At 69.6% G+C, this 12,237-nt stretch carries 13 protein-coding genes; 12 read left to right on the top strand and 1 reads right to left on the bottom strand.

Annotated elements, in window-relative coordinates; all coding sequences use genetic code 11:
- The first annotated feature begins 1 nt into the window (after window position 1).
- From ACYVIO_RS06880 to ACYVIO_RS06895, 4 genes are all read left to right on the top strand, one after another.
- Window positions 2–658, top strand: coding sequence for a nucleotidyltransferase domain-containing protein (locus ACYVIO_RS06880; RefSeq protein WP_460649803.1), 657 nt, complete (start codon window positions 2–4; stop codon window positions 656–658).
- A 58-nt stretch (window positions 659–716) separates the two neighbouring features.
- On the top strand, window positions 717–1,760 hold the full coding sequence (locus ACYVIO_RS06885; protein WP_460649804.1) for an N-acetylglucosamine kinase: 1,044 nt from the start codon (window positions 717–719) through the stop codon (window positions 1,758–1,760).
- A 41-nt stretch (window positions 1,761–1,801) separates the two neighbouring features.
- On the top strand, window positions 1,802–2,473 hold the full coding sequence (locus ACYVIO_RS06890; RefSeq protein WP_460652065.1) for an N-acetylmannosamine-6-phosphate 2-epimerase: 672 nt from the start codon (window positions 1,802–1,804) through the stop codon (window positions 2,471–2,473).
- A gap of 77 nt (window positions 2,474–2,550) precedes the next feature.
- Entirely contained in the window at window positions 2,551–3,780 is a 1,230-nt protein-coding gene (locus tag ACYVIO_RS06895; protein ID WP_460649805.1) for a hypothetical protein, read from the top strand.
- Window positions 3,781–3,836: 56 nt separating this feature from the next.
- Here the strand turns inward: ACYVIO_RS06895 and ACYVIO_RS06900 are convergent, their stop codons facing one another.
- A complete protein-coding gene (locus tag ACYVIO_RS06900; protein WP_460649806.1) occupies window positions 3,837–4,316 on the bottom strand; it encodes a CGNR zinc finger domain-containing protein in 480 nt (159 codons plus the stop codon).
- A 64-nt stretch (window positions 4,317–4,380) separates the two neighbouring features.
- Between ACYVIO_RS06900 and ACYVIO_RS06905 the strand changes: the two genes are divergently transcribed.
- From ACYVIO_RS06905 to ACYVIO_RS06940, 8 genes are all read left to right on the top strand, one after another.
- Complete coding sequence (locus ACYVIO_RS06905; RefSeq protein WP_460649807.1) at window positions 4,381–5,061, top strand: hypothetical protein; 681 nt, start codon at window positions 4,381–4,383, stop codon at window positions 5,059–5,061.
- 78 nt (window positions 5,062–5,139) lie between these two features.
- Complete coding sequence (locus ACYVIO_RS06910; protein ID WP_460649808.1) at window positions 5,140–6,381, top strand: ABC transporter substrate-binding protein; 1,242 nt, start codon at window positions 5,140–5,142, stop codon at window positions 6,379–6,381.
- Complete coding sequence (locus ACYVIO_RS06915) at window positions 6,381–7,292, top strand: carbohydrate ABC transporter permease (RefSeq protein ID WP_460649809.1); 912 nt, start codon at window positions 6,381–6,383, stop codon at window positions 7,290–7,292. The genes ACYVIO_RS06910 and ACYVIO_RS06915 overlap by 1 nt, the downstream gene beginning before the upstream one ends.
- Window positions 7,289–8,110 (top strand): carbohydrate ABC transporter permease, encoded by an 822-nt coding sequence (locus ACYVIO_RS06920; protein ID WP_460649810.1) that lies wholly within the window; start codon window positions 7,289–7,291, stop codon window positions 8,108–8,110. Before ACYVIO_RS06915 ends, ACYVIO_RS06920 begins: the two co-directional genes overlap by 4 nt.
- Window positions 8,107–9,009: a dihydrodipicolinate synthase family protein gene (locus ACYVIO_RS06925; protein ID WP_460649811.1), complete on the top strand. Its 903-nt coding sequence runs from the start codon at window positions 8,107–8,109 to the stop codon at window positions 9,007–9,009. The genes ACYVIO_RS06920 and ACYVIO_RS06925 overlap by 4 nt, the downstream gene beginning before the upstream one ends.
- Window positions 9,010–9,012: 3 nt before the next feature.
- Complete coding sequence (locus ACYVIO_RS06930; RefSeq protein WP_460649812.1) at window positions 9,013–9,696, top strand: FadR/GntR family transcriptional regulator; 684 nt, start codon at window positions 9,013–9,015, stop codon at window positions 9,694–9,696.
- A gap of 148 nt (window positions 9,697–9,844) precedes the next feature.
- A complete protein-coding gene (locus ACYVIO_RS06935) occupies window positions 9,845–11,014 on the top strand; it encodes a sialidase family protein (RefSeq protein ID WP_460649813.1) in 1,170 nt (389 codons plus the stop codon).
- Entirely contained in the window at window positions 11,011–12,219 is a 1,209-nt protein-coding gene (locus ACYVIO_RS06940) for a galactose oxidase (RefSeq protein ID WP_460649814.1), read from the top strand. Before ACYVIO_RS06935 ends, ACYVIO_RS06940 begins: the two co-directional genes overlap by 4 nt.
- Window positions 12,220–12,237: the final 18 nt, after the last annotated feature.

The raw sequence follows: 12,237 nt of genomic DNA on the forward strand, positions 1-12,237 counted from the left end.
TATGGACTTCGGCAGGCCGATCGGAACCGTCGTACCGTCGCTGGACGGCGCTGTGCTGCAGGTGCTCGCGGGAGCCGATCGAGGTCTGTCCGGGCGACAGGTGCACGGGCTCGCCGGGGTCGGCAGCGTCGCCGGCGTACGGCTGGTGCTGCAGCGGCTGACCTCGACCGGGCTGGTCCACGTCGCCGAGGCGGGCAACTCGCTGCTCTACACCCTCAACCGCAAGCACCTCGCCGCTCAGGCGGTCGAACTGCTCTCCGGCCTGCGCACGACGTTCGTCACCAGCCTGCGCGCCGAACTGGCCACGTGGACCCTGCCCCCGGTCCACGCGAGCCTGTACGGCGCGGCCGCGCGCGGCGACGGCGACCTGGACAGCGACGTCGACGTGCTGCTGATCCGGCCCGATGAAGTTGCCGCCGACAACGATCGGTGGGAGCAGCAGGCCGCCGACCTGCTCCGGACCGTCGTCGACATGACCGGCAACGCGGCCCAGTTCTACGAGCTCGACCTGACCGAGCTCACCGTCCACGTGACCGGCAACGAGCCCATCGTCGACCAGTGGTGCGACGAGTCCGTGACGGTCTACGGCGCCGACCTCACCACGGTCCTGAGCCGCCTGCACACGACCCGCGAACTGCTCTACACGACGTCCCGCTAGGACTGGTCCACCCGGACTCCTTTACCTGCGGCGGCCGAACGGCCAGAGTGGTCCCGCAATGATCAACCTCGCAATCGACGGCGGCCAGTCCGCCCTCCGCCTCCGTGTCCTTCCCGACGGCAGAACCGGCCACGGCCCCGGCTACCAACACGGCCCCAACAGCTTCGCCGCCACCGTCGAAGCTATCCGCATCGCCGCCCGCGACGCCGGCGTCGCCGAACGCGTCGGCACGATCCGCCCCGCTCCCGGCGGTCGTCTCGCCGAGCCCGTCGACCCGAGCCACCCCGCTCTGAGTGGGCGTCACGCCGAGCCGGGCGACTCGGGCCTCGCCGATCTCACCTTGCCCATCGACACACTCGGCGGCGCTCCTTTCGGCGCACGCCTGTCCGAGCCGGTCGACACGGTCTGCCTCGGACTCACCGGCTACCCGCAGAACCCGGCTGCTGCCGCGCAGCTCGCCGGGCACATCGCCCGCTCGCTGCCCGCCCGCGAGGTGCGTCTCACCCAGGACATGGTCACCGCCCACGCCGGTGCCCTGCCCGACGGGTACGGCGTAGTAGTTGCCGCAGGCACCGGTTTGGTCTGTCTCGGCGTCGACCGCGACGGCACCTGGCGCAAGGTCGACGGCCACGGCTACCTCTTCGGCGACGCCGGGAGCGCCTTCGCCATCGGCCGCGCCGGCCTGGCCGCCGTCCAGCGAGCCCGCGACGGCCGCGGCCCCGCGACCACCCTCGCCGGCACCGCGCTCGACCCGATCAGCCTCTACCCCTCGCCAACGCTCGTCGCCGACGTCGCCGCGTTCGCCCCCGACGTCTTCCGCCACGCCCCGACCGACGAGGTCGCGCAGGCGATCGTCGACCAGGCCGCCCGCGACATCGCCGACACCATCCACGCCGCGTTGCCCGGCGCGGACGACGTACCGGTCGCCCTCGTCGGAGGCCTCTTCGAAGGAGCCGGCGACCAACTCATCGCCCCCCTCCGCGCAGTGCTCTCGCCCCGAGCCCAACTCACCCGACCCGCAGGCACGTCCCTGGACGGCGCCGAACGCCTGGCCACAGGCGACCTCACGCCGTACGCAGACCTGGTAATCATCCACCGATGACCGACCACTCGCGCCCGACGCCCGCCCCCGGGCAATCCCCACTGCCTACTCAAGTACCAGCCGGGTCTTTGGTGGTCTCCTGCCAAGCAGCCCCCGGCAACCCCTTCTTCTCCCCACAATCCATGGCCCTCATGGCCCAAGCCGCCGAAGCAGGCGGCGCCGCCGCGATCCGCGCCAACAGCCCCGCCGACATCGGCGCCATCCGCGCCGTCACCGACCTCCCGATCATCGGTCTCCACAAACTCGGCGACCCCTCAGGCGTCTTCATCACCCCCACCTTCGAAGCGGCCGCCGCAGTCGCCGAGGCGGGCGCCGACCTCATCGCCCTCGACGCCACCCAACGCCCCCGTCCCGATGGCACCACCCTCGCCGACCAGATCGCCCGCATCCACACCGACCTGAACCTCCCGGTACTAGCCGACGTAGACACCCACGAAGCCGGCCTGGCCGCCCGAGCAGCCGGCGCCGACCTCGTCGCGACCACCCTCTCCGGCTATACCAATTCCACCCCCACCACCGCCCCCGACATCGCCCTGATCCGCTCCCTCGCAGCCGCCCTCGACTGCCCGGTGATCGCCGAAGGCCGCTTCCGCACAGCCGACGACGTCCGCGCCGCCCGCGAGGCCGGCGCCCACGCCGTCGTGATCGGCACCGCGATCACCAACCCGATGCTGACCACCGCCTGGTTCGCCGCCGCGATCGAAGTGGTCTAAACAAACTTCCCCCACACCTCTTCCACTGCGGCCAGGTACCGGCGTATGTATGTCCCACACCGGAGAGGGAGCACACGATGTCGGACTTGCTGTTGGCCGCCACCTCGCTCGACGTCACCCCACCACCCGGTCACCGCCTGGACGGCTACGCCGCCCGCTCGGCCCTGGCCACCGGTACGGCGGATCCGCTGCAAGCGACCATCATCTGGCTCTCCACCGAGACCTCGCCCGGCGTCCTCTGGCTCAGCCTCGACGCCATCGCCGCCGGTACGGAACTGACCGCCGAGCTCTCGGCAGCCGCTGCCTCAGCCGCCGGCATCCCCGCCGAGAAGGTCCTGGTCTGCGCCTCCCACACCCACTCCGGCCCCTCCGGCTGGACCGGCGAGATCCACCCGGTCATCCCCGCCGACCGCGAACCCGCCCTGGTCGACCAGCTCATCACCGCCGTAGCGAACGCGACCCTCGTACGCCGTCCAGTCCGCGCCTCCTGGCGCTCGACCGAGGTCATCGGCGTCGGCACCAACCGCCACCGCCGCAACGGCCCGCACGACAACACGGCCGGCATCCTCGCCCTGCACGACCTCGACGGCACTCTCGCCGCGATCCTGCTCGACTTCGCCTGCCACCCGACCGCCCACGGCCCCGAGAACCTCCAGTGGTCCGCCGACTGGCCGGGCGCCACCCGAGCGGCGCTGGCGCCGGCGGTCGTCGGCTACCTCCAAGGCGCCGCCGGCGACGTCAGTCCGCGCTTCACCCGCCAGTCCCGAGGCGCGGAGGAAGTCACCCGCCTCGGCAAGATCCTGGCCGAGGAAGTCACCGAGTCCCTCAAGACCCCAGGCCTCGACCTCCCGTCGACAGCCCCCACGATCCGCCGTACGACAGCCCGCCTCCGCGTCCGCGACCTCCCGACCGAGGCTCCCACCCTCGAGCCGGCGGTCTCCGGCGACTCCCCGACCCAACGCATCGCCCAGACCCGCCAGGACGGTGTCCGCGGTCAGTCTCTGATGTCCACGACGACACTGCCCGCCACCTACGACCTCCCGCTGAGCCACGTCACCCTCGGCCCGGTCGCCTGGCTCCACCTGCCGGTCGAGCTCTTCGCCCTCCACGGCATCTACCTGCAGGCCACCAGCCCACACCCGATCACCCGGGTCATCGGCTACACCGACGGCTACTTCGGGTACGTCGTCGACCCCGACGCCGCCCACCAGCAGACCTACGAGGCCCTCATCACCTTCTTCGACCAGCGAGCCACCACCGACCTGCTCACCGCAGCCACCGACCTCCTCGCAGGCTGGCGGAACTAGGAGCGAGGAGAAACGGCCGGCAAGTCGCCGCTGCGGCCGCCGACCTCCTGGCGGAGCTAGGAGCTCTTGCGGGCCCGGTACGCGGCGACCGTCGTGCGGCTCGCGCACGCGTTGGAGCAGAAGCGGCGGGTGCGGTTGCGGGACTGGTCGACGAAGTAGTTGTCGCACCCGGCCGCGGCGCACCGGCCCAGCGTCACCGCCGGATCGCCGGCCGCGACCAGCGCGAGCTTGGCGGCGATCAGCTGGCCGACCCAGCGCTTGGCCGGGGTGCCGTTGCGGCTGAAGTGGACGTGCCAGGCGCCGTCGTGGTCGGACAGGTGCATGTCCGGCGGGTAGTCGCGCAGCAGACGGTGTACGGCGTCGGGTGCGTCGCCGTCGACCGTCTGCGCGAGGGCTGTGCGGACGAGATCGGGCAGCTCGCCGTACCGGCCGTCGGTCGGTGGAGTGATCTCGTGCTCGGCGAAGAAGGCGGCCACCAGTTCGCCGTACGGGTCGAGCGTGCCGGTGTTGGCCAGCTCGACGGCCAGCCGGGTCACGTTCCCAATGTAGTCACCGTATTGCACTTGACCCCCTACATCGACGCTCTCTACGGTAGGCGCCATGCTAACTGACGACACCTACGTGGCCCGACGACTGTTCCTGCTCGGGGAATGGGACGCCGCGCTCGACGTGCTTGGCCTGGACGGCGATCCCGAGCTGCGCGCGGAGATCGCGGTCGACCGCTGGTTCTTCCGGATCGAGAGGCACGACGAGGCCGAGAAGGCAGTCGCCGCGCTCGATCCCACGTCGTCGACCGCCCACCTGCTGACCGCGCGCCTGGCGTACAGCCGCCTGCTGTTCCAGCGCGACCCCCGCCCCGACGACCGCGCCGTGGCCGAGGCCAACTACCGCGCGGCCGCCGAGACCGGCGACGAGCTGCAGCGCGGCTGGGCCGAGTACCACTGGGCCGTCCTGCTGGACAACATCGACGACGACGCAGCCGGCGCGATCCCGCGCTACGAAACCGCCCTCGAGATCGCGACGAGGAAGGGTGACGGCCTGTTCGAGTCGTACATCATCCGGCACCTCGCCCACCTCCAGGAGCCCGCCGAGCGCCTCGCCATGCTGCGCCGCTCCCTCCACCTCCGCGCCGCCCTCGGCGCCCGCCCCCAGACCATCGCCGCCCAGGCCACCCTCGCCAACGACCTCCCCGAAAACGACCCCGAACGCGCCGAACTCGAACGAACCTTCCGCCCAGGCGCAGAAGAACTGCGCATCGGCTGGCTGGTGTCCCAGGACTGAACCAGCAGGCTTCGGCCTGTTGACAGATATCAGATATCTGACTAATTTCGCCTGCATTCCCCTGTGAGGAGGCGCGCGATGAGTGTTCGTAGGCGGCTGGTGGCCGTGGTGAGTGGGCTCGGTCTGCTGGCAGGCGCGGTCGCCTGCGGTGGGAGCGACAGTGGCGGTGGCAGCGAGGCGAGCGGGACGATCACGCTCTGGCAGTACTACGGCGATCCGAACAGCCCGACCGGCAAGCCGCTCTACGACCTGGTCAAGAAGTACGACGACGCGCACGCCGACGTCACCGTCGACATCCGCTTCATCCCGTACGACGACTTCAACCGCACGCTCCTGCAGTCGGCCGCGGCCAAGGAACTGCCCGACGTCGCCCTGATCGGCGCCTTCGACACCGCCACGATGGCCTCGGCCGGGATCATCACCGATCTCGGCGACCGGACCAAGGACTGGAACCAGCAGGACAAGTACTTCAAGACCAGCTGGGCCACCACGCAGGTCGACGGCAAGACGTACGGCATCCCGCATGTCGCCGACGCGTACGCCGTCTACTACAACAAGCAGCTCCTCCAGCAGGCCGGCGTGAAGCCGCCGACGACCTGGGCCGAGATGGAGACCGCGGCCAAAACGCTGACCACGCAAGGCCGGACCGGCCTCGCGATCAGCGGCATCGAAGGCCCGGAAGGCGCGACCGTCCCGATCATCCGGATGCTCGCCGCCGGTGCCGCGATCGACAAGGTCGACTCCCCGGAGGCGAAGGCCGGGCTCGACCAGCTGACCCGGATGATCAAGGCCGGCTCGATCTCGCAGGGCGCGCTGACCTGGAACGAGGAGGACGCGAAGAACCAGTTCGCGAACGGCAAGGCCGCGATGATGATCAACTCCGCGACCTACGTGAACATCCTCCGCAAGGAGAACCCGAAGCTCCAGTGGGACGTCGCCCTGCTGCCGAAGGACAAGACCGGGCAGACCTTCCTGTCCGCCGAGAACCTGGCGATCGGTGCCACCAGCAAGAATCCGGACGGCGCCTGGGACCTGATCACCTGGCTGCAGCAGCCGGCCGAGCTGGCGACCTACCTCCCGATCCGCAACAAGCTTGCCGCGCGCAACGACGTACCGGACGGCTCGAACGATGCCGTGCGCAAGGTGTTCGCGCAGCAGCTCGAGGAGGCGTGGGCGCCGGACGAGAAGCTCGCGCCGAAGTCGTCCGAGGTGATGACGCACATCCAGGCGGCGCTGCAGGCGTCGGCGAGCGGATCGTCCAGCACCGAGGACGCCTTGAAGACCGCGCAGAAGGCGATCGACGAGTCGTTGGCCAAGTAATGGCGATCACCGTGCCGCAGCAGCGGGTGGCGACCGGCAGGACGACAGCCCGGCGTACGACGACGGCGGAGTACCTGTTCGTCGTACCGGCTGTGCTGTTCGTCGGCTTCACCGTGCTCTACCCGCTCGGCTACAACGTCGTGCAGAGCTTCCAGGACGTCGGCATCGCGCAGATCGTCAACGGCAACGCGAAGTTCGTCGGCCTGGCCAACTACGCCGACCAGTTCGGCCGGACCGAGTTCTGGAAGTCGTTCGGGATCTCACTGATCTACACGGGCGGCACTGTGCTCGCGACCTTCGTCGCCGGACTCGCGCTCGCGCTGTTCTTCCACCGCGACTTCCCCGGCCGGAACGTACTGCGCGCGTTGCTCCTGCTGGCCTGGGTGCTGCCGACCGTGGTCAGCGCGAACGTCTGGCGCTGGCTGCTCGACGGCACGTACGGACTGCTCAACACCGTGCTCGGCACGGAGATCTTCTGGCTCGGCAAACCCGGTACGGCGATGGTCGCGGTCATGCTCGCCTCGGCGTGGAGCTTCGCGCCGTTCGCGATGGTACTGCTGCTCGCCGGGCTGCAAGGGATCTCGGGCACGCTCTACGAAGCGGCCCGGATCGACGGCGCCGGCGCGTGGGCGCAGTTCCGCCGGATCACGCTGCCGCTGCTGAAGCCGGTCAGTCTGACGACCGTGCTGCTCTGCTTCATCTCCACGTTCAAGACCTTCGACACGGTCTTCCTGATGACGCAGGGCGGGCCGGGGGGCGCGACCGAGGTGCTGCCCGTCTACGCGTACAAGCTGGCGTTCAGCTTCTACAAGTTCGACGTCGCCGCGGTGGCGACGACGATGCTGCTTGTCGTACCGGTCGTGCTCTCGGTGTTCTACTTCCGCTCGCTGCGCAAGGAGGAGACCGCATGAGGCGCCGCTGGCCGATGACGGTCGCGGGGGTGCTGATCACCTTCGTCTACCTGCTGCCGGTCTACTGGATGCTCAACACGTCGTTCAAGAAGCCGGCCGACATCTTCGCGACCCCGCCGCAGTTGGTGCCGCTGTCACCGACGCTGCGCTCGTACGCCGACGCCGCCTTCGGCAATCCCGCGATCGCCAAGGGTCTCGCGAACTCGGCCGTGATCGCGATCGGTACGACGCTGCTCACGATCGCGATCGCCGTCCCGGCGGCGTACGGACTGGCCCGGCTGCGCCTGCGGTTCGTGTCGGTGTTCCTGATGCTGTTCCTGGTGGTCCAGATGGTGCCGGCGGTGAACCTCGCGCTGCCGATGTTCGCGATCTTCAGCGACCTCGGACTGGTGAACAGCTACGCGGGCCTGATCCTCGCGAACGCGTCGCTCGCGATCCCGCTCGGCATCGTGCTCCTGCGCCCGTACTTCCTGTCCGTCCCCGGCGAGATCCTCGAAGCGGCGAAGGTCGACGGCTGTACGACGTTCGGCGCGTTCGTCCGGATCGCGCTGCCGATCAGCCGGCCCGGACTGATCACGCTCGCGGTGATCAGCTTCCTCGGCGCCTGGGGCGAGTTCGTGTTCGGGCTCGCGCTGGCCGCGGACGAGGACCTGCAGCCGATCACCGTCGTCCTGGCGGGCCTCACCAATGCTTTCGGCACCCGGTGGAACGACCTGATGGCGGTCTCCGCCGTGGTCGCGCTGCCGGTGATCGCCGCGTTCGTCTTCCTGCAGCGTTACATCGTGGCCGGACTCACCGAAGGAGCGACCAAGAGTTGACCAGCACATTGGAGATCTGGGCGGCAACGCCGACCCCGTTCGGCGCGGACGGCGAGCTGAACCTGCCGGTCGTCGCCGATCAGGGCAAACACCTGCTCGCGCACGGCGTCCACGGAGCTTTTGTCGGCGGTACGTCGGGGGAGTTCCCCTCGATGACAGTGGCCGAGCGGAAGGCGCTCGTCGACGAGTGGGCCTCGGTGCGGCCGAACGGGCTCGCGCTCGGGACGCATGTCGGGCACAGCGTGCTCGCCGAGGCGCGGGAGTTGGCGGCGCACGCGGAGGCCGCCGGCGTCGACCTGATCGCTTCGGTCACGCCGTACTTCGGGGTGGCGAACACGTTGGAGACGGCGGTGGACTTCCTCGCGGCGGTTGCCGCCGAGGCTCCGTCGACGCCCTTCCTGTACTACCACTTCCCGGGGATGACCGGTTCGCCGTACCAGCCGAGTGACCTGGTCACGCTGGTCGTCGAGCGGATCCCGAACTTCGCGGGAGTGAAGTTCACCCACGAGGATCTGCTCGAGTTCGACCGAACGCGGGCGGTGTCGTCGCAGGTCCGGGTGTACTTCGGACGCGACGAGCTGCTGCCGGCGGCGCTGGCCTTCGGTGCGGATGCCGTGATCGGGAGCCTCTACAACGCACTCGCGCCGCAGGCCCATCAGGTCGCGGCGGCGATGGCGTCCGGACGGGTCGCCGACGCGCTGATGCTGCACGAGCCGTTCCGGCAGGTCGCTCTGGAGGCGGGCCGGTACGGCGGGGTCGGCTTCGTCAAGGAGTGGCTGAATGCGTGCGGCCCGGACACCGGGGTGGCCCGTACGCCGTGGGGGCCGCTGCCGGTTGCCGCGCATGACACGATTGAGCGGCTCGCCGCCTCCTGGCGAGCTGTCACCCCGGAGGGATGAATCGTGAGCAGGAGCCCGATCTACCGCGAGGCCCAGGTCAAGCTGCGCGACTTCATCAAGTCCCGCGACCTCGGCCCCGGCGACCGGCTTCCTGCCGAGGCCGTCCTGGCCGCCGAGCTGGGCGTCAGCCGTCTTTCGTTGCGCGAGGCAACAAGAAGCCTGCAGACCCTGGGCGTGATCGAGGCCCAGCACGGCAACGGCCTGTTCGTGTCGTCGTTCTCCTTCCGCCCGTTGATCGAGCAACTGCCGTACGGCCTGGCCACGACCGGCATGGCGCTGGAGGAGATCCTCACCGCCCGCGAGGCGATGGAGGTCGGCCTGATGCCGGCGGTCGCCCGCAACCCCGACGCCGACGTCCTCGCCGAGTGCACCCGCCTGGCCGGGAAGATGGCCGAGCTCGAAGCCGCCGGCAAGGAGATCGCCGAGGTCGACCGGGCCTTCCACCTCCTGCTCTACAAGGGCCTGCAGAACCCCCTCGTCGACAACCTCATCGAACTCTTCTGGGAAATCTTCGTCCGCCTCGGCGACGCCATTCCCGCTCCGAAAGAGGCGGGCCGAGCAGCAGTCCACCTCCGTATCGTCGAGGCCCTGCAATCCGGCGAACCCCTGGAAGCAGTCCAACGCATGCAAGACCACTTCAACGACGTACGAGTCAGAGCAGCCATGCTCCGCGACGCCTCCGAATAGCTCCCGCCCCGCTGTTCCAGCCGATCGGGCTTGACTACTAACTGTTTTCCGGCCGCCGCGGCCTCAGCCCCCGCGACCTTCCCGGCCGCATCACCACGTACCTCAACCAAGAGATCAGATATCAGACCTACGCCGTGAGGACACGCCCATGCACCTCTCCCGTACCGTCCTGCCCCTCGCACTCGCGCTCACCCTGGCGACCACGTTGACCGCCGGCGCCTCACCCTCGGACCAAGGCAAGTGCCAAGTGTCCATCCCCTTCAAGTCCGGCGTCGGCGGCTACGCGTCGTACCGGATCCCCGCCGTCATCAAGGCAAGCAACGGCAACCTCCTAGCCTTCGCCGAGGGCCGTCGCGGCGGCTCGAGCGACACCGGCGACATCGACATCGTCCTGCGCCACTCCACCGACGGCGGCTGCACCTGGGGACCGCAACAGGTCGTCACCGACCAAGGCCCCAACACCATCGGCAACCCAGCCCCCGTCGTCGACCCGAAGACCGGCGACGTCGTACTGCTCAGCGTCCGCAACGGCCCCGTCAGCGAAGCCCAGATCCTCCGCGGCGAAGCCAGTCCCGAGGACAGCCGACGAGTCTTCCTCCAACGCAGCACCGACAACGGCCGCACCTTCTCCACCCCGGCAGAAATCACCGCAACCACCAAACGAGAGAACTGGCGCTGGTACGCCACCACCCCCGGCCACGCCATCGCCCTCAAATCAGGCCGACTCCTCGTCCCCGCCAACCACTCCATCGCCCCGCCGGCCGGCTCGACCGACACCGGCGCCGAGGCCAAGTACTACGGCGGCCACAGCCTGTACTCCGACGACGGCGGCCGTACCTGGCAGATCGGGTACGTCGACGACAACCCCGACGGCTACATCAACGTCAACGAGTCGACAGCAGCCCAGCTCCCCGACGGCCGCGTCTACTTCAACACCCGCGAGCACAACGGCACCGCGCCCGGCACCCGCGCCGACGCCTACTCCTCCGACGGCGGCAAGACCCTCGACAAGCCGTTCCGCCCCCAGGCCACGATCATCGGCCCGGTCGTCCAGGCCAGCGTCCTCTCGGTCGGCAACACCCTCCTGTACTCCGGCCCCGCCGACCCCGCGGCCCGCGCCGCGATGACCATCCGCACCAGCCGAGACCAGGGCGCCACCTGGCAACCGTCCCTCGCGATCTCCGGCCTCCCCGCGGCGTACTCCGACCTCGTCTCGGTCGACCGCACCACGATCGGCCTGCTCTACGAAACTGGCGACTTCAGCGCCAACGAAACCATCACCTTCCGCCGCCTCTCCCTGAAGGACCTGGCCCGATGAGCGCCTCGACGAACCTCCGGCGCCCTGCCCGCCGCAGCCTGCTCGCAGCCGGCCTCGCCACCGCGTCGGCTCCGCTCCTCGCGCCCTCCACCGCACAAGCGGTCTCTCCGGCTCCCGGCACCTGGATCCGCCTCCCCGACCTCCCACCGAATCGCGTCGACTGGCACCCAGCCATCCCCGTCGCCAAGCCCTACTGGACCCAACTAGGCCTCGCCGGCCCCATCGCCGGCTCCCACCGCGGCCACCTGATCGTCGGCGGCGGCGCGAACTTCCCCGAACCGGCGCTCACCTCCAACCGCCCCACCACCCTCGGCAAGGTCTACTGGAACGAGCTCTTCACCCTGAGCCCCGACGCCACCAGCTGGTCCGACCCGATCCAGCTCCAGGACGCGATCGCCTACTCCGCCTGCCTGAGCACCCCGTACGGCGTACTGGTGATCGGCGGCGAAGGCTATCGAGGCGGCCCCAGTGCGACAGCCCTCAAGCCCGCCGAGAAGTTCCCCGACGTCTTCCTCCTCCACGCCGACGGCACCCGCCGAGACCTCCCGCCTCTTCCCCGCCCCATGTCGTACGCCGTAGCGGGCCTGATCGGCACCACCGTCTATGTTGCCGAAGGCCCCGATTTCTTCACTCTCGACCTTTCCAACCTCTCCCGAGGCTGGAAAGCCTTACCCCCATGGCCCGGCCCACCCCGCACCGTCGCCGTAGGCACCGCGGCCCAAGGCAACTTCTACCTCCTCAGCGGCCGCTCCCAAGCAGCCGACAAGTCCTGGACCTTCCACCAGGACGCCTACGCTTTCAACCCTACAAAATCCCGCTGGACCCGCCTCCCCGACCTCCCCTTCTGCGTCACCGCCGGCCAGGCCCACCCCACCCGCAAAGGCCTGATGGTCCTGGGCGGCGACAAGGACCTGAACCGCTGGAACAAGATCCAGCACCACACCGCCCTCCGCGACGCCGCCCCACCCAACTCCCCGACCTGGACCGAGCACCAGAACGTCATCACCTGGATCTACGACCACCACACCGGCTTCAACACCGAGCTCCTCCAGTACGCCGCCAACCGCTGGACCACCACGGGCCACTTCCCCGGCCCGTCCCAAGTCACCACACCCGCCGTCCCCCACGCCAACGGCCTCACCCTCCCCACCGGCGAGATCCGCCCCGGCATCCGCACCCCCACCACCTGGCACCTCCAGCTGTAGGGAGCCGGAGGGCGCAGC

This window comes from Kribbella endophytica (assembly GCF_054781295.1).

Bases quoted from the DNA above. Each gene is read 5' to 3' on its own strand.
- ACYVIO_RS06880 (WP_460649803.1), top strand. From the start codon at position 2: ATGGACTTCGGCAGGCCGATCGGAACCGTCGTACCGTCGCTGGACGGC.
- ACYVIO_RS06885 (WP_460649804.1), top strand. From the start codon at position 717: ATGATCAACCTCGCAATCGACGGCGGCCAGTCCGCCCTCCGCCTCCGT.
- ACYVIO_RS06895 (WP_460649805.1), top strand. From the start codon at position 2,551: ATGTCGGACTTGCTGTTGGCCGCCACCTCGCTCGACGTCACCCCACCA.
- ACYVIO_RS06905 (WP_460649807.1), top strand. From the start codon at position 4,381: ATGCTAACTGACGACACCTACGTGGCCCGACGACTGTTCCTGCTCGGG.
- ACYVIO_RS06910 (WP_460649808.1), top strand. From the start codon at position 5,140: ATGAGTGTTCGTAGGCGGCTGGTGGCCGTGGTGAGTGGGCTCGGTCTG.
- ACYVIO_RS06915 (WP_460649809.1), top strand. From the start codon at position 6,381: ATGGCGATCACCGTGCCGCAGCAGCGGGTGGCGACCGGCAGGACGACA.
- ACYVIO_RS06920 (WP_460649810.1), top strand. From the start codon at position 7,289: ATGAGGCGCCGCTGGCCGATGACGGTCGCGGGGGTGCTGATCACCTTC.
- ACYVIO_RS06935 (WP_460649813.1), top strand. From the start codon at position 9,845: ATGCACCTCTCCCGTACCGTCCTGCCCCTCGCACTCGCGCTCACCCTG.
- ACYVIO_RS06940 (WP_460649814.1), top strand. From the start codon at position 11,011: ATGAGCGCCTCGACGAACCTCCGGCGCCCTGCCCGCCGCAGCCTGCTC.